This is a genomic window from Streptomyces sp. NPDC001153, assembly GCF_053598315.1.
This window is the reverse complement of the sequence record NZ_JBSFJZ010000016.1, coordinates 179,842-195,410: the sequence shown is the minus strand read 5'-3', so window position 1 is coordinate 195,410 and position 15,569 is coordinate 179,842. Positions and strand designations below refer to the sequence as shown.

The window sequence follows — 15,569 nt, the reverse complement described above, 5'->3', positions numbered from 1 at the left end:
GCCGCCCCTGGACGGAGGGGCGGCGCGGCTCTCTCGTCCGCGGTCAGCCCTCGGTTCCGGTCAGGCCGCCCAGCACTCCCCCGAGTCCTTCCGCCGCCGGGACGGCGCCGATCGGGCCCATCCGGGCGAGCGGTCCGGTCAGGCCGCCGAGGTCGCCGTCGTCCCCCGGCATGACACGGGTGTGGGCGACCGGGGTGTACTGGAGGGCCTGGACGGGGATGGCGGCGTAGTCGGTCAGTCCCGGCACCTGGGTGCCGGCCTGCGGGGCCATCGTCCCGAGCGAAGCGGGCCGCAAGGGCACGTCCGGGACGCGAGCGGCGTCCGCGGACGCCGTCGCCACGCCCGCACCCAGCGCCGCCGAGGCGGTCGCGAGGACGATCAGGGCGCGCCGCGCGGTGTGGTTGCGGGGGGACGTGTGTCGTGTCATGCGGGGTCACCTTCTGATACTCAGGGTGAAACGGTCGACACAGAGGGTAGTTGAGGCGGGAGTCACGCTCAAAAGCCGACCCGCGGGGTCGGCAGGCGCGCCGCCATGCGTCAAACTGGTGTTCCGTGAGCATTCATCCCCCGTCCCCCGCCCGTGTCGTGCTGCTGTGCGGCCCCTCGGGCTCGGGCAAGTCCCTTGTCGCCGCCCGTTCCGGGCTTCCCGTCCTGCGTCTGGACGACTTCTACAAGGAGGGCGACGACCCCACTCTGCCCCTGGTGGAGGGGAGTTCGGACATCGACTGGGACCACCCGGAGTCATGGGACGCGGAGGTCGCGGTGCAGGCCATCGCCCGGCTGTGCGCCACGGGTTCGGCACCGGTGCCGGTGTACGACATCGCGCTGAGTGCCCGTACCGGCGAGGAGACGCTGCACATCGGCCGTACCCCGCTGTTCATAGCGGAGGGCATCTTCGCCGCGGAGATCGTCGCGCGCTGCCGGGAACTGGGCGTGCTCGCGGACGCGCTGTGCCTGAGCCGCGGGCCGTTCACCACGTTCCGGCGGCGGTTCCTGCGGGATCTGAGCGAGGGCCGCAAGTCGGTGCCGTTCCTGTTGCGCCGCGGCTGGCGGCTGATGCGCGCGGAGCGCTCGATCGTCGCCCGCCAGGTGTCGCTGGGCGCGCATCCGTGCGACCGCGACGAGGCGCTGGGGCGGCTCGCGGCAGCCGCGGCGGGGCGGCACGCCCGTCGGCAGACGGTGGCGTGAGCGCCGTACGGAAACGGAAACGGGACTGGACAGGCCCCCCGACCCTCCAGTCCCGCTTCGCGCACTCCCCCGTTTCCCCCGTGGGCCCTCCCCCGGTGCTCCCCCGTGTCCCCCTCCGTTTTCCCCCGTGTCCCCCGTCGGGTCACCTCCCGGTGACCCCCGACCTTCAGGCGACCAGCTCGCCGAAGGCGTCCTCCTCGTCACGGCCGAAGCTGAGGACCTCGTCCTCGCGCAGCCGGCGCAGCGAGCGCCAGATGCTGGACTTCACCGTGCCGACACTGATGTCGAGGATCTCCGCGATCTCCGGGTCCGTACGGCCCTCGTAGTAGCGCAGGACCAGCATGGTGCGCTGGAGCTCGGGCAGCCGGGCCAGCGCCTGCCACAGGACCGCGCGCAGCTCGGTGCCGCGCATCGCGTCCGTGTCGGAGGGCGTCTCCGGCAGTTCCTCGGTCGGGTACTCGTTGAGCTTGCGGCGCCGCCAGGCGCTGATGTGCAGGTTGGTCATGGTGCGGCGGAGGTATCCGCCGACCGCGGCCTTGTCGCTGATCCGGTCCCACGCCTTGTACGTCGAGAACAGCGCGCTCTGCAGCAGGTCCTCGGCCTCGAAGCGGTCGCCGGTCAGGTGGTAGGCGGTGGCGTACAGGGAGGCGCGGCGCTCCTGGACGTAGGCGGTGAACTCCGCCTCCGTCAGGGAACGGCGCTGCTCCCCCGAGTCCTCCCTGTACGCGGATCCCCCGTGCGTCTCCCCCGTGTGCGCGTCAACCACCGTCATGTAGGCGGTGTGCTGACGCCCGGTGCCGCGAGCGCACCCCCGCCCGCTCACGGCACCGGACTTCTCGGAACCCCGGTGCACATCGTGCAGTCGCGTGATTACGGCGCTGGTGCTGATGCTGTGCAGCGTGTTCATCTCGCGCTCCCCGTGGTGGACTTCCGGTCGTTCGGTCCTGCCCGGGCCGGCTCGGCTGGCCGCCCTGCCCGTGCCCAAAAGACTGCCGGGGCGACTTCATGGACGTGTCCGCCGACTGTCACAGACCTGTCACAGGGGTCCGGCCCGGCATCGTCACAGGAAGTGCACAGATGGTGGCGGTGGGGAAGGCCCGGTGTCGGCGGGTCGTACGACAGCCCGTCCATGGGCCAGAATGAGCCCGTGCCTTCCCTGTTGCTGATCGAGGACGACGACGCCATCCGCACGGCCCTGGAGCTCTCCCTGACGCGCCAGGGCCACCGGGTGGCGACCGCTGCCAGCGGTGAGGACGGTCTGAAGCTGCTGCGCGAGCAGCGGCCCGACCTGATCGTGCTGGACGTGATGCTGCCCGGCATCGACGGCTTCGAGGTGTGCCGTCGCATCCGGCGCACCGACCAGTTGCCGATCATCCTGCTGACCGCGCGCAGTGACGACATCGACGTGGTGGTCGGGCTGGAGTCCGGCGCCGACGACTATGTGGTCAAGCCGGTGCAGGGCCGGGTGCTGGACGCCCGGATCCGGGCGGTGCTGCGGCGCGGGGAGCGCGAGTCCAGCGACTCGGCGACGTTCGGCAACCTCGTCATCGACCGGTCGGCGATGACCGTGACGAAGAACGGCGAGGACCTGCAGCTGACCCCGACCGAGCTGAGGCTGCTGCTGGAGCTGAGCCGGCGGCCCGGTCAGGCCCTGTCCCGGCAGCAGCTGCTGCGGCTGGTGTGGGAGCACGACTATCTCGGTGACTCGCGGCTCGTGGACGCCTGTGTGCAGCGGCTGCGCGCCAAGGTCGAGGACGTGCCCTCGTCGCCGACCCTGATCCGTACCGTCCGTGGTGTCGGCTACCGCCTGGACACTCCTCAGTGACCGACGAGCAGGGGGGGCTGCGCGGCTGGGCCGCGGGGCGCACGGGAAATCTGTCGCGGCTCAGGTTCACCAGCCTCAGGCTGCGCCTGGTCGTCGTCTTCGCGCTGGTGGCTCTCACGGCCGCCGTCTCGGCGTCCGGCATCGCCTACTGGCTGAACCGGGAGGCGGTGCTCACCCGCGCCCAGGACGCGGTGCTGCGCGACTTCCGGCAGGAGATGCAGAACCGCGCGGGCACGCTGCCGGCACACCCCACACAGGACCAACTCCAGCGCGTGGCGGGCCAGATGGCGGCGAGCAGCCAGCACTTCAGCGTGCTGCTGGTCGCCCAGGACACCGGTGGCAAGACGGTGTACGGCAACTCGGGCGGCATCAACGGCTTCTCGCTGGAGGACGTGCCGAAACCGCTGCGCGCGGCCGTGGACAAGCGGCAGAAGGTGACCGACGCCAACAAGGAGCCGTACCACCTGTACTGGCAGCGGGTCGTGGACCACGGCACGCCGTACCTGGTGGCCGGTTCGCGCCTGATCGGCGGCGGGCCCACGGGCTACATGGCCAAGTCGCTGGAGCCGGAGGCGAAGGACCTCAACTCGCTGGCCTGGTCGCTCGGCATCGCCACCGGGCTCGCGCTGATCGGCGCCGCGCTGCTCGCCCAGGCCGCCGCCACGACCGTACTGAAACCGGTGCACCGGCTGGGGGTCGCCGCCCGGCGGCTCGGCGAGGGCAGGCTGGACACGCGGCTGCGGGTGTCGGGGACCGACGAACTCGCGGACCTCTCCCGGACGTTCAACAACGCCGCCGAGGCGCTGGAGAAGCGGGTCGCGGAGATGGCCGCGCGGGACGAGGCCTCGCGTCGCTTCGTCGCCGACATGAGCCACGAGCTGCGGACGCCGCTGACCGCCATCACCGCCGTGACGGAGGTGCTGGAGGAGGAGCTGGAGTCGGAGGCCGGCGGCATCGACCCGATGATCGAGCCCGCGGTCCGGCTGGTGGTCAGCGAGACCCGGCGGCTGAACGACCTGGTCGAAAACCTGATGGAGGTCACCCGCTTCGACGCGGGCACCGCCCGGCTGGTCCTGGACGACGTCGACCTCGCCGACCAGATCACCGCCTGCATCGACGCCCGGGCCTGGCTGGACGCGGTCGACCTGGACGCCGAGCGCGGCATCCACGCCCGCCTCGACCCGCGCCGGCTGGACGTCATCCTCGCCAACCTGATCGGCAACGCGCTCAAACACGGCGGGTCGCCGGTGCGGGTGTCGGTGCGCATCGACGGCGACGACCTGGTCATCGCGGTGCGTGACCACGGGCCGGGCATTCCCGAGGACGTGCTCCCGCACGTCTTCGACCGCTTCTTCAAGGCGAGCGCCTCCCGGCCGCGCTCCGAGGGCAGCGGGCTGGGCCTGTCCATCGCCATGGAGAACGCCCACATCCACGGCGGTGAGATCACCGCCGCCAACTCGCCCGAGGGCGGCGCGGTGTTCACACTGCGGCTGCCGCGGGACGCCTCCCGGCTGACGGAGGAGTCCGACGAGGGCGGGAAGACCGACGAGAACGCTTCCGGAAACTCCGGAAGCCCGGGAAGTTCAGGAAAGGAGGGGTGATGTCCGTACGACGCCTGACCGTGCGACGCCTGCTGGCGCTGCCCCTCCTCGGCCTGCTGGTCTCCGGCTGCGGTATCCGGGCCACCCAGGTGCCGACCGACTTCGGGGCGGCGCCGTCCAGGGTGCCGTGCTCGCTGGCCGGGCCGGACCGGGCCACGCAGTCCGCGCAGGGCGTGCCCGTGCAGGTCTTCCTGCTCTGCGGGGCGTCCCTGGTGACCGTCGACCGGACGGTCGGCGTTCCCGAGGGCACCCCGGACGCGCGACGCCGCGTGATCGTGGCCCAGCGGCTCCTGGACCAGCTCGCCGCGTCCCCGTCCGCCGCGGAGCGCTCCGCGGGCTATACGACGTACGTGCCGGGCGGCCTCACGGTGCGCGGGCCCGGCCACGGGGACCCCGAGGACGCGCTCCACCTGAGCACGCCACCGTCCCGGCTCACCTCCTACGCCCTGGCGCAGCTGGTGTGCACCCTGTCCGACTCGGCGGCGACGGAGGGCGACGGCTCGGTCATCCTCGGCGGTCCGGACAACGGACCGCTGCGCCGCTACGCGTGCACCGCCGACGTCCGCGACCGCCCGGGCAGCGTCGAACCGCCGTCCAGCGAGGTCGCGGGGAAGTAGCCGCCCGAGGGTGCGCGGGGTCGTCCTCCCCGTGCGAAACCCCTTTCCGGAGCGCAGGGCAACCGGAAGGTTGCGGGGCGGAACCGATCGGGTGCGGCAGCGCGTCTTGGGGGACGTGCAGCGTCAAGGCTCCATCGGCGGCGACAGCGCCGCGATCCGTATCCGGGTGACGGGAGGTGTCCTCCTCGTCGCCCACCTGGCCCTCGTCGCCTGGCTGATGCTGCGACCCCTGGACGTCCCCTGGGTGTCACCCCCCAACCTGCACCCCCTCGCCGGCATCAGGGCCGACCTGGCCCTGGGCTGGCCGGAGGCCGCCAGACCCATCGGCGAGGGCCTGGCCCTGCTGGCCCCGCTGGGCGTGCTGCTGCCGATGGCGCACGGCAGGCTGACCGTCTCCCCGGTCTCCTCCCTGATCCGTACGGCCGCCGCCGGCGCCCTGGTCTCCGTCGGCATCGCCCTGCTGCAGACCGGCATCCCGGGCCGGGTCGTGGACATCGACTCGCTGCTGCTGAACACCGCCGGCGTCGCGCTGGCCCACCTGGTGGTCGTACCCGCGGGCCGCGCCCGGGTGCGGCGGTGGCAGCTGCAGGACCACACCGGGGCCGAGCCGGTCACCGTCCAGGAGGAGCTGTCTCAGGGGCGTACCCCGACGATTCCCAGGGTCGGGATAGCTCCATAGAGTGACGCTTCGTCCGCTTCGTGTCCGTATCGTCGAAGACAGCTGCTGGAAGACAGCCGACAGGAACCGACGACCACGGAGGAGCCGACATGACCACCCTTGCCCGCCCGACCCACGGCCGCATGATCGGCGGAGTGTGCGCGGCACTCGCCCGGCGCTTCGGCACCTCCGCGACGACGATGCGGGTGATCTTCCTGCTGTCCTGCCTGCTGCCCGGCCCCCAGTTCCTGCTCTACATAGCGCTGTGGATCCTGCTGCCGGCCGAGGACCGGACGAGTACCGCCTGGTGACCGCCGTCTGCCGCCCGGCGACCGGAGTGCGCAAAACGCCGACAGGGCGCCCCCGGACCTGACCGAGGCGCCCCGACGGCGTCGTACGGCGGCCGGCCTCAGCCGAGCGCGATGCCGTTCACCGGCAGGCCGTGCACGGGCGCGCCCTGCACGGGCAGCCCGCCGAGGCGGCTGTGGACCGGCCCGGTCGCCCCGCCCTGCAGCGCGTTCTCGACGGCCGGCTGCGCGGCGGCCATGCCGGCGCCGAGGGCGTCCTGCCCCCGGGAGAGGGCGTCGGTGGTGCCCGGCTGGGCGATGCCGGCGTCCCCGGCCGGCAGCGTCCTGGAGACGGTGTCCAGCGGCGGGGTCGCGTCCGGTACGGCCGGGGCCGCGTTGGCCGCGCCCGCACCGACGGCGGCGAAAGCGGCACCGAGGGCGGCGACGCCGAGAGTCCTGACGGCAGAGTGCTTCATGGTGAGTGCGTCCTTGAAATAGGGGACGGAGAACAAAAACGATGAACGGTCCTCGACCGTAAACACGCCCGATCACCCGCCGCAAACACCGAAATGCGGACGGCTTGTGAACCGTCTTTCACAACCCGTCCCCCCGCCGAACCGCCGCTATCCCGCCGAACCGGCAGAACCGCTGGTGGAGGCCGTCTGCCGGAACAGCCATTCGGATTTCAGCTCGGCATATCCGGGCTTGACGACGTCATTGATCATAGCGAGCCGTTCATCGAAAGGAATGAACGCCGATTTCATGGCATTGACCGAGAACCACTGCAGGTCGTCCAGCGTGTAACCGAACACCTCGACGAGATGCTCGAATTCCTGACTCATACTCGTGTGCGACATCAGCCGGTTGTCGGTGTTCACGGTGGCCCGGAAGTGCAGCCGGCGCAGCAGCCCGATCGGGTGCTCGGCGTAGGAGGGCGCGGCCCCGGTCTGCAGGTTGGAGCTGGGGCACAGCTCCAACGGGATCCGCTTGTCGCGGACGTACGAGGCCAGCCGGCCGAGCGTGACGGAGCCGTCCTCGTGGACCTCGATGTCGTCGATGATCCGCACGCCGTGCCCGAGCCGGTCGGCGCCGCACCACTGCAGCGCCTGCCAGATGGACGGCAGCCCGAAGGCCTCGCCGGCATGGATGGTGAAGTGGTTGTTCTCGCGCTTGAGGTACTCGAAGGCGTCCAGGTGCCGGGTGGGCGGGTAGCCGGCCTCCGCGCCCGCGATGTCGAAGCCGACGACCCCGGAGTCCCGGTAGCGGTTGGCGAGTTCGGCGATCTCCAGGGAGCGGGCGGCATGCCGCATGGCGGTCAGCAGGGCGCCGACCCGGATGCGGCGGCCGTTCTCCCGGGCGAGCCGCTCGCCCTGCCGGAACCCCTCGTTGACGGCCTCGACGACCTCTTCGAGGGTGAGCCCCATGTCGAGGTGCTGTTCGGGGGCGTAGCGCACCTCGGCGTAGACGACGCCGTCCTCCGCCAGGTCCTCGGCGCACTCGCGGGCGACCCGGACGAGTGCGTCCCGCGTCTGCATCACGCCGACGGTGTGCCGGAAGGTCTCCAGATACCGTTCCAGCGAGCCGGAGTCGGCGGCCTCGCGGAACCAGATGCCCAGCTTGTCCGGATCGGTCTCGGGGAGCTCCGTATAGCCGCTCGCATGGGCGAGTTCGACGACGGTTCCGGGGCGGAGACCGCCGTCGAGATGATCGTGCAGCAGAACCTTGGGTGCCCGGCGGATCTGGTCCGGCGTCGGAACGGCCCCACTTGGTGCAGTCTGGCTCGTCATTTCCGCACTGTAACGCCTACGCGCGTAGAGATCCCGGCGAACGCGACAGTTCCGCGGCGGCGGTTTTCCGCCGATACCCAACGGTGACCGCCCATACGGGTTTCGTCCACCGCCCCTTCTGACACTGTTCTGTCATGGGACAGCAAGCGACACCGGTCCGAACGGCCGGGCTGGGAAAGGCGGTCGGCCCGGTGCCGACGGCGGTGAGCGGAGCGGTGCTGCTGCTCCCCGGCGGGGAGGAGGCCTCCACCCGCAGGCCGTCCCCCGTGCGGGCGACGATCGCGCTGCGCTCGCTGGGCCGGCGGTTCGCTCGCGCGGGGCGGGAGGAGGGCTTGGCTGTCCATACCGTCCAGTACCGCTGCCGGGGCTGGAACGGGAGCGAGGCGCATCTGGCCGTGGACGCCGAGTGGGCCGCCGACGAGGTCGTACGCCGGTACGGGGACGTTCCCGTGTGCCTGGTCGGGGTGGACATGGGGGGACGGGCGGCGCTGCGGGCGGGCGGACACGAGGCCGTCAACTCCGTTGTCGCTCTTGCGCCCTGGCTGCCGGAGGACGACGTCGCCGCGCCCGCCGAGCCGGTGAAGCAGCTCGTGGGGCGGCGGGTGCTGATCGTGCACGGCACGAACGACGAGCGGACCGACCCGGAGCTGTCGTTCCGGTTCGCGGCGCGGGCGAAGAAGGTCAACCGGGAGGTGTGCCGGTTCGAAGTGCACTCCGACGGGCACGGGTTGCACGGCCACCGGGAGGAGGTCGCCTCCCTGGCCGTCGACTTCATGATGGGGGCGTTGTTCGGACACTCCGTGTCCCGCCCCGTCGAGGACGCGCTTGCCGCGCCGCCGCCGATCGGGCTTCGGATGCCGTTGGCGGTGGGATTCGGTAAGTCGTTGAAGCGGTAGGGCTCAGGGAAGCAGGCTGCCCCTTCTCGAGAGCAGGAACCTCTTGAAGGCGGCCACCGGAGGTGTGTCCGGGCGGTCCGCCAGCCACGCCACGCCGATCTCCCGTACCGCTCTCGGGGCCGTGACCGACAGTTCCACGACCCCGGGCCTGGGGACTGTGGGCGGGGGCAGAAGGGCGACGCCCAGGCCCGCCGCCACCAGGCCCCGCAGGGTCTCCGCCTCCTCGCCCTCGAAGGCGACCCTCGGGCGGAAGCCGGCCTCCCGGCACAGGGCGTCGAAGATGCGGCGCAGGCCGTAGCCGGCCTCCAGGGTGACCCAGGATTCGTCGGCCGCCTCGGCGAGGCGGACGCGGCGGCGGGTGGCCAGGCGGTGGTCGGCGGGGACGACCAGGCGGAGTTTCTGCTCGTCCAGGCGGCGGGCGACCAGGTCCGGGGCGTCGGGGACGGGTGAGGTGAGGCAGAGGTCCAGTTCGCCGGCGCGCAGGCCCTCCAGCATGGCCTCGCCGTAGTTCTGCACCAGGCTGAAGCGCACGCGCGGGTGGTCCTCGCGGAAGGCGTGCAGGAGGCCCGGGACGGTCTCGGCGCCCATGGTGTGCAGGAAGCCGAAGGCGACCTTGCCGGTGGCCGGGTCGGCGTCGGCGCGTACCTCCTCCGCGGCCCGCTCGATCTCGGCGAGGGCGCGTTCGACGGAGGTGAGGAAGGTGCGCCCGGCGGGGGTCAGGGAGACCGTGCGGCCGTGCCGGGCGAACAGGTCGACGCCCAGGTCCTGCTCCAGGCGGGCCATCGCGCGGGAGAGGGTGGACTGGGGGACGTTCATCTCGTGGGCGGCGCGGGTGACGTGCTCGGTACGGGCCACACCGGCGAAGTACGCGAGGCGGGGAGCCAGTACCCGCGACATCGCGGACATGTCTTCTGTGTCACTGTTCGGTGACAGGCGAGGCTGTGAGCTCTGCTGATGCGGCATGGGAACGATTATGGCGATTCCATGCATTGGACGGATGAGACGGGCCGTACCTACGGTCGTGGCATGTCTCCCGCCAGTACCGGGGCGTCCACCACCGTGGGCGCCGCACCGACCGTCCCCGTCTCCGACACCTCCGCCTCCGACTCCGACTCCCGTATGACTCCGGGCGGCCCCGGCTACCGCCGGATGAGCCTCGCCCTCTTCCTCGCCGGAGTCGCGACCTTCGCTCTTCTGTACTCCACGCAGGCCCTGCTGCCGCTGATCTCCGGCGAGTTCGGGGTCGCGGCGAGCGAGGCGAGCTGGACCGTGGCGGCCGCGACCGGCGGACTGGCCCTGTTCGTCCTGCCGATGAGCGCCCTGTCCGAGCGCTTCGGCCGCCGTACGGTGATGACGGCCTCGCTGGCCGTCGCGGTGGCGGTGGGACTGCTGGTGCCGTTCGCGCCGTCGCTCGGCGTGCTGGTGGTGCTGCGGGCGGTGCAGGGCGCGGCGCTGGCCGGTCTGCCGGCCTCGGCGCAGGCCTATCTGGCCGAGGAGGTCCGGCCGAAGGCGCTGGTCACGGCGATCGGCCTGTTCGTCGCGGGCAACAGCGTGGGCGGCATGAGCGGCCGGGTGATCACCGGCTGGGTGGCCCAGGAGTGGGGCTGGCGGGTGGCCGTCGGCGTGATCGGCGTGATCGCGGTGGGCTGCGCGATCGCCTTCCGGCTGCTGCTGCCGGCGCCGAGGCACTTCACGGCGGGCTCGCTGCGGCCTCGCGTCCTGCTCGGCACGGTCCGCGACCACCTCGCGAACCCGCTGCTGCGGCGGCTGTACGCGATCGGCGCGCTGTTCATGACGGTGTTCGGCGGCGTGTACACGGTGATCGGCTACCGGCTGACGGGCGCGCCGTTCGGGCTGCCGCAGGGCATCATCGGCTCGATCTTCCTGGTCTACCTGGTGGGTACGGTGTCGGCGTCCACGGCGGGCCGGCTGGTGGGCCGGCTCGGCCGCCGGGGCGCGCTGTACCTGGCGGGCGGTACGACGGCGGCGGGCCTGCTGCTGTCGCTGGTCCCCTCGCTGCCGCTGGTCCTGCTGGGTCTGGTGCTGATCACGGCGGGCTTCTTCGCGGGCCACGCGGTCGCCTCCTCCGCGGTCAGCAAGACGGCCACGCGGGGCCGCGCCCAGGCCTCGGCCCTGTACCAGTCCACGTACTACATCGGCTCCAGCGTCGGCAGCACGGTCGGCGCGACGGCGTTCCACGCGGCGGGGTGGAGCGGCACGGTGCAGGTCGGCCTGCTCGCGGTCGTCGGGGTCGTCACCATCACGGTGCTCGGCACGCGGGCGGCCCGGGTGGCGGCCCGGCGCGCAGTCGTGGCCAACGCGCACTGAAGCGCCCCGTCCGACCTGCGCTTTTCCCACTCTGGGCGCCATTGTCAGTGCCCTGCGGTAGCTTCCAAGGTGCTGGGGCGCGAAGGCGCGCCACAGGAACGGCCACAGGGGTGGGTGGACGATGGGCGACAGCACGGCGACGGCGGACCTCGACGTCGCACTGGAGAAGCACCGGACCGAGCTGACCGGGTACTGCTACCGCATGCTCGGCTCCTCCTTCGAGGCGGAGGACGCGGTGCAGGACACCCTGGTGCGGGCCTGGCGGAGCTACGACAAGTTCGAGGGCCGCTCGAGCCTGCGCTCGTGGCTGTACCGGATCGCGACGAACGTGTGCCTGGACATGCTGACGGCGGGCAACAAGCGGGCGAGACCGATGGACCTGACGGAATCGACCCCGCTCGCGCAGGCCGCGCTCTCCCCCCGCCCGGACCACACCTGGCTGGAGCCGATGCCGGACGCGCGGGTGCTGCCCACGGTCGACGATCCGGCGGAGGCCGCCGTCGCGAAGGAGTCGATCCGGCTGGCCTTCATGGCGGCCCTGCAGCAGCTGCCGCCCAAGCAGCGGGCGGTGCTGATCCTGCGCGAGGTGCTGGCCTGGAAGGCGAGCGAGGTCGCCGAGCTGCTGGACACCTCGGTGGCCTCGGTCAACAGCGCGCTGCAGCGTGCGCGGGCAACGCTCGCGGAGCGCGCGGAAGCGGGCCCCGAGGGCGCGGTGTCCGATCCTCTGGACGAGGAGCAGCAGAAACTCCTGGAGCGCTATGTCAAAGCCTTCGAGGGCTACGACATGACGGCGCTGACGGCGTTGCTGCACGAGGACGCCGTCATGACGATGCCGCCGTTCGACCTGTGGCTGCGCGGCCCCGCCGACATCACCGGTTTCATGTCGACGCTCGGCGCCTCCTGCGCCGGGTCGCGTCTGCTGCCGGTGCGGGTCAACGGGCTGCCGGGGTTCGCGCACTACAAGCCGGACGAGGAGAAGGGCGGTTTCGGTCCCTGGGCCGTGCAGGTGCTGGAGCTGTCAGGGGGCCGGATCACCGGTTTCCACTGCTTCCTCGACACCAGGCGCTGGTTCCCGCTGTTCGGCCTCCCCCTCCATCTGGAAGCGGAGCCCGACGAGGTCGAGCAGGGCGGGTAGCGCGGGGTCGGGGTCCCGCAGCCGGATCCGCCCGCCGGCCCGGCGGGCGGCCAGCTCCAGCCGCGCCAGCAGGTCCACGGCGGCCAGGCCCGGGGGCCCGAGTGCGCCCACGTCGCACACGACGACGCGGGCGCCGCCGCCCGCCAGCAGCATCCGCACCTGGGCACACAGCGACGCCAGCTCGTCCCCGCTGACGGGGCCGGGCAGCACGAGCACGGCGGGTTCCTCGGCCTTCACGTGCGGTAGACCGGCGGGCCTGGCGTAACTCATCGCCACGGATCACCGTCGGCACAGATCACATTGACCAGTTCCCTCTTCTCCTCGGAGGGTTGGCCGTGTGACGGGGGTGCTGAGCGGGTTCGCGGTGATCGCGGTCGTCATCGGGGTGGGCTATGTGCTCGGGCGGCGCGGGACGCTCGGGGCGCAGGGCGGCGAGGTGCTGACCCGGCTGGCCTTCACGGTGGCGGGCCCCGCGCTTCTCTTCACGACCCTCGCGCGCGCGGACCTGTCGGTGCTCTTCTCGGCACGGCTGCTGGTGACGGCGCTGAGCACGGCCGCGGTCGCGGGGGTGTTCGCCGCGGTGGGTGCGGTGCGCCGCTGGGGTGTGGGCCGTACGACCATCGGCGCCCTGTGCTCCGGTTATGTGAACTCGGGCAACCTGGGTATTCCGATCGCGGCGTACGTTCTGGGCGACGCGTCCCTGGTGGCACCGGTGCTGCTCTTCCAGGTGGTCCTGGTGACGCCGGTCGCGCTGACGATCCTGGATCTGTCGGGCATGGGCGAGAAGGGAACGCTGTGGCGGCGCCTGGGGACACCGCTGCGGAATCCGATAGCGGTGGGCTCGCTGTCGGGGGTCGCCGTGTCGGCGGCGGGCTGGACGATCCCGGGCCCCCTGATGAACCCCCTCACCCTGATCGGCAACATGTCCGTCCCCGCGGCCCTGCTGGTCTTCGGCATGTCGCTGCACGGCAGTTCGGCCCCCGGCCGGGGCCGCGACCGCCAACTCGTCCTGCTGTCCGTCGTGTTGAAGTCCCTGGCCCAGCCCCTGGCGGCGTGGGCACTGGCGACGGCGGTCTTCGACCTCCACGGCGCCCCGCTGCTGGACGTGGTGGTGACCTCGGCCCTCCCCGCCGCACAGAACCTCTTCACCTACGCCAGCCGCTACCGCGTGGCCGAGGGCCTGGCCCGCGAGTCGATCCTGCTGTCGACCGTGGTGTCGGTGCCGGTGCTGGTGGGGGTGGCGGCGGTGTTGGGGTGACGCCGGGTCAGTCGACTGGGAACTCGCTGGTGTCGATCGTGATGTCGAACGGTGCCGGGAGCTTGATGGGGTCGCCGAACTTCACGGCGCTGAGGACCCGGTAGACATCGCCCTTCGGCTCCCCGTAGAGGGTGGCGGTGGGGCCTCCGGGGGCCCAGCGGTCGATGAGGAGGTAGAGCGGGATCCCGGCGGTGGCGTACGCGGCAGCCTTGCTGACGCGGTCGTGGCGCGCGTTGGACTTGGAGGTCACTTCGACGACGAGTTCGGCGAGGGCAGCGGGAATGTAGGAGTCCGTCTCCGGGGGCTCCTGCACCAGCGTCACCAGCAGGTCCGGGATGAACATGCCCAGCCGTGAAGGTACGGCGATCGACAGTGTCTGGAAGATGCCCCAGTCGTCAGGGATTACGGAGTAGAGGCGACGCTGGATGCGTTCCGCGATCACGTTGTGGCGGAACGCGGGAGTGGGTGACACGGTGATGATCCCCTCGATGATCTCCACCTTGCTGCCCTCGGGCCATTCCATCTCCTCCCAGTACCGGACGAGGTCGTCCCAGTTCTGGTCGGGGTCCTGGCTCACGGTGAGTGCGCTCACGGCGGTCTCCTATCGGTGCGTCACCGATCCCAGCATGCCGAACGGGACCGGCGGCGGTCCACCGATCCCGTTCACTCAAAAGAGAAATCCCCTGGTCAGGCGATACGTTCCAGCACCACCGGCGATGCCGTGAAGTCGGTGCCCGGTGCCGCGATGTCGTAGGAGCCCTCCACCGCCTGCAGCGCGTACGGGAAGCGCTCGGGGGTGTCCGTGTGCAGGGTCAGCAGGGGCTGGCCCTCCGTCACCGTGTCGCCCGGCTTGGCGTGCATCTCGACGCCCGCCGCCGCCTGCACCGGGTCCTCCTTGCGGGCGCGGCCGGCGCCCAGACGCCAGGCGGCGATGCCGATGCCGTAGGCGTCCAGGCGGGTCAGGACGCCGGAGGACGGCGCCTTGATCACGTGCTGTTCCTTCGACGTGGGCAGCACGGCGTCCGGATCGCCGCCCTGGGCCGCGATCATGCGGCGCCATACGTCCATCGCCGAGCCGTCGGCCAGGGCCTTCGCCGGGTCGGCGTCCTTGACCCCGGCCGCCTCCAGCATCTCGCGCGCCAGGGCCAGCGTCAGTTCCACCACGTCCGCCGGGCCGCCGCCCGCCAGGACCTCCACCGACTCGCGGACCTCGAGCGCGTTGCCGGCCGTCAGGCCCAGCGGGGTCGACATGTCGGTCAGCAGGGCCACCGTCTTCACGCCGTGGTCGGTGCCCAGGCCCACCATCGTGGTCGCCAGTTCGCGGGCGTCGTCCAGCGTCTTCATGAAGGCGCCGCTGCCGACCTTCACGTCCAGGACCAGGGAGCCCGTGCCCTCGGCGATCTTCTTCGACATGATCGAGGAGGCGATGAGCGGGATCGCCTCCACCGTGCCCGTCACGTCCCGCAGCGCGTACAGCTTCTTGTCCGCCGGGGCCAGGCCGTCGCCCGCCGCGCAGATCACCGCGCCGGTCCCCTCCAGCACGGACAGCATCTCCTCGTTCGAGAGCAGCGCGCGCCAGCCCGGGATCGACTCCAGCTTGTCCAGGGTGCCGCCGGTGTGGCCCAGGCCCCGGCCCGAGAGCTGCGGGACCGCGGCACCGCAGGCGGCGACGAGGGGAGCCAGCGGGAGCGTGATCTTGTCGCCGACGCCGCCCGTCGAGTGCTTGTCGGCCGTCGGGCGGGACAGGGCGGAGAAGTCCATGCGCTCGCCGGAGGCGATCATCGCGGCCGTCCAGCGGGCGATCTCGCGGCGGTTCATGCCGTTGAGCAGGATCGCCATGGCGAGCGAGGACATCTGCTCGTCGGCGACCTCGCCGCGGGTGTACGCGTCGATGACCCAGTCGATCTGCTCGTCGGTCAGCTCGCCGCGGTCCCGCTTGGTGCGGATCACGGAGATGGCGTCCATGGCCATGGCGGGTGTGGTTCCTTC

Annotated in this window: 18 protein-coding genes; 10 read left to right on the top strand and 8 right to left on the bottom strand. The window is 71.7% G+C overall.

All coding sequences use genetic code 11. The annotated features are described in order from the left end of the window. Nucleotides 1-43 precede the first annotated feature (43 nt). The gene (locus ACWDEN_RS20400) at nucleotides 44-427 is read right to left on the bottom strand and encodes a hypothetical protein (RefSeq protein ID WP_351606058.1); all 384 of its coding nucleotides are present in this window, start codon (nucleotides 425-427) and stop codon (nucleotides 44-46) included. A 125-nt stretch (nucleotides 428-552) separates the two neighbouring features. On the opposite strand from ACWDEN_RS20400, the gene ACWDEN_RS20395 reads away from it, so the two are divergent. Continuing rightward, nucleotides 553-1,188 (top strand): uridine kinase family protein, encoded by a 636-nt coding sequence (locus tag ACWDEN_RS20395; RefSeq protein ID WP_450859810.1) that lies wholly within the window; start codon nucleotides 553-555, stop codon nucleotides 1,186-1,188. 166 nt (nucleotides 1,189-1,354) lie between these two features. Here ACWDEN_RS20395 and ACWDEN_RS20390 read toward each other — a convergent pair whose 3' ends face one another. Continuing rightward, the gene (locus ACWDEN_RS20390; RefSeq protein ID WP_069779063.1) at nucleotides 1,355-2,095 is read right to left on the bottom strand and encodes a SigE family RNA polymerase sigma factor; all 741 of its coding nucleotides are present in this window, start codon (nucleotides 2,093-2,095) and stop codon (nucleotides 1,355-1,357) included. Nucleotides 2,096-2,335: 240 nt separating this feature from the next. On the opposite strand from ACWDEN_RS20390, the gene afsQ1 reads away from it, so the two are divergent. The 5 genes from afsQ1 (at nucleotide 2,336) to ACWDEN_RS20365 (ending at nucleotide 6,200) form a co-directional block, all read left to right on the top strand. Next, entirely contained in the window at nucleotides 2,336-3,013 is a 678-nt protein-coding gene (gene afsQ1 / locus ACWDEN_RS20385; RefSeq protein ID WP_067041772.1) for a two-component system response regulator AfsQ1, read from the top strand. Then, complete coding sequence (locus ACWDEN_RS20380; RefSeq protein ID WP_351606052.1) at nucleotides 3,010-4,614, top strand: HAMP domain-containing sensor histidine kinase; 1,605 nt, start codon at nucleotides 3,010-3,012, stop codon at nucleotides 4,612-4,614. Before afsQ1 ends, ACWDEN_RS20380 begins: the two co-directional genes overlap by 4 nt. Next, complete coding sequence (locus ACWDEN_RS20375; protein WP_351606049.1) at nucleotides 4,614-5,231, top strand: hypothetical protein; 618 nt, start codon at nucleotides 4,614-4,616, stop codon at nucleotides 5,229-5,231. The genes ACWDEN_RS20380 and ACWDEN_RS20375 overlap by 1 nt, the downstream gene beginning before the upstream one ends. 115 nt (nucleotides 5,232-5,346) lie before the next feature. Next, nucleotides 5,347-5,910: a VanZ family protein gene (locus ACWDEN_RS20370; RefSeq protein WP_351606046.1), complete on the top strand. Its 564-nt coding sequence runs from the start codon at nucleotides 5,347-5,349 to the stop codon at nucleotides 5,908-5,910. An 89-nt stretch (nucleotides 5,911-5,999) separates the two neighbouring features. Beyond that, complete coding sequence (locus ACWDEN_RS20365; RefSeq protein ID WP_351606043.1) at nucleotides 6,000-6,200, top strand: PspC domain-containing protein; 201 nt, start codon at nucleotides 6,000-6,002, stop codon at nucleotides 6,198-6,200. A 98-nt stretch (nucleotides 6,201-6,298) separates the two neighbouring features. Here the strand turns inward: ACWDEN_RS20365 and ACWDEN_RS20360 are convergent, their stop codons facing one another. Further along, on the bottom strand, nucleotides 6,299-6,652 hold the full coding sequence (locus ACWDEN_RS20360; protein ID WP_351606040.1) for an ATP-binding protein: 354 nt from the start codon (nucleotides 6,650-6,652) through the stop codon (nucleotides 6,299-6,301). Nucleotides 6,653-6,799: 147 nt separating this feature from the next. Then, a complete protein-coding gene (locus tag ACWDEN_RS20355; protein ID WP_351606038.1) occupies nucleotides 6,800-7,963 on the bottom strand; it encodes an adenosine deaminase in 1,164 nt (387 codons plus the stop codon). Between the two features lie 134 nt (nucleotides 7,964-8,097). Here ACWDEN_RS20355 and ACWDEN_RS20350 point away from each other — a divergent pair, with 134 nt between their 5' ends. Continuing rightward, a complete protein-coding gene (locus tag ACWDEN_RS20350; RefSeq protein ID WP_450859809.1) occupies nucleotides 8,098-8,859 on the top strand; it encodes an alpha/beta hydrolase in 762 nt (253 codons plus the stop codon). A gap of 3 nt (nucleotides 8,860-8,862) precedes the next feature. Here ACWDEN_RS20350 and ACWDEN_RS20345 read toward each other — a convergent pair whose 3' ends face one another. Beyond that, nucleotides 8,863-9,822 carry a LysR family transcriptional regulator gene (locus tag ACWDEN_RS20345; protein ID WP_351606033.1) on the bottom strand — a complete coding sequence of 320 codons (960 nt, stop codon included), beginning with the start codon at nucleotides 9,820-9,822 and terminating at the stop codon, nucleotides 8,863-8,865. A 63-nt stretch (nucleotides 9,823-9,885) separates the two neighbouring features. Here ACWDEN_RS20345 and ACWDEN_RS20340 point away from each other — a divergent pair, with 63 nt between their 5' ends. Together ACWDEN_RS20340 and ACWDEN_RS20335 are read left to right on the top strand one after the other, a co-directional pair. Next, nucleotides 9,886-11,187 (top strand): MFS transporter, encoded by a 1,302-nt coding sequence (locus tag ACWDEN_RS20340; protein WP_351606031.1) that lies wholly within the window; start codon nucleotides 9,886-9,888, stop codon nucleotides 11,185-11,187. A gap of 121 nt (nucleotides 11,188-11,308) precedes the next feature. Then, nucleotides 11,309-12,322, top strand: a complete 1,014-nt coding sequence (locus ACWDEN_RS20335; protein ID WP_351606028.1) for a sigma-70 family RNA polymerase sigma factor — start codon at nucleotides 11,309-11,311, stop codon at nucleotides 12,320-12,322. Here ACWDEN_RS20335 and ACWDEN_RS20330 read toward each other — a convergent pair. Further along, nucleotides 12,206-12,592: an STAS domain-containing protein gene (locus ACWDEN_RS20330; RefSeq protein ID WP_351606025.1), complete on the bottom strand. Its 387-nt coding sequence runs from the start codon at nucleotides 12,590-12,592 to the stop codon at nucleotides 12,206-12,208. The two genes, ACWDEN_RS20335 and ACWDEN_RS20330, sit on opposite strands and share 117 nt — an antisense overlap. A gap of 67 nt (nucleotides 12,593-12,659) precedes the next feature. Here ACWDEN_RS20330 and ACWDEN_RS20325 point away from each other — a divergent pair, with 67 nt between their 5' ends. Continuing rightward, nucleotides 12,660-13,580 carry an AEC family transporter gene (locus ACWDEN_RS20325; RefSeq protein WP_351606022.1) on the top strand — a complete coding sequence of 307 codons (921 nt, stop codon included), beginning with the start codon at nucleotides 12,660-12,662 and terminating at the stop codon, nucleotides 13,578-13,580. 7 nt (nucleotides 13,581-13,587) lie between these two features. On the opposite strand, the gene ACWDEN_RS20320 is transcribed toward ACWDEN_RS20325, so the two are convergent. Then, nucleotides 13,588-14,172, bottom strand: a complete 585-nt coding sequence (locus ACWDEN_RS20320) for a Uma2 family endonuclease (protein WP_351606019.1) — start codon at nucleotides 14,170-14,172, stop codon at nucleotides 13,588-13,590. 95 nt (nucleotides 14,173-14,267) lie between these two features. Continuing rightward, nucleotides 14,268-15,551 (bottom strand): thymidine phosphorylase, encoded by a 1,284-nt coding sequence (locus ACWDEN_RS20315; protein WP_450859808.1) that lies wholly within the window; start codon nucleotides 15,549-15,551, stop codon nucleotides 14,268-14,270. Between the last annotated feature and the right edge of the window lie 18 nt (nucleotides 15,552-15,569).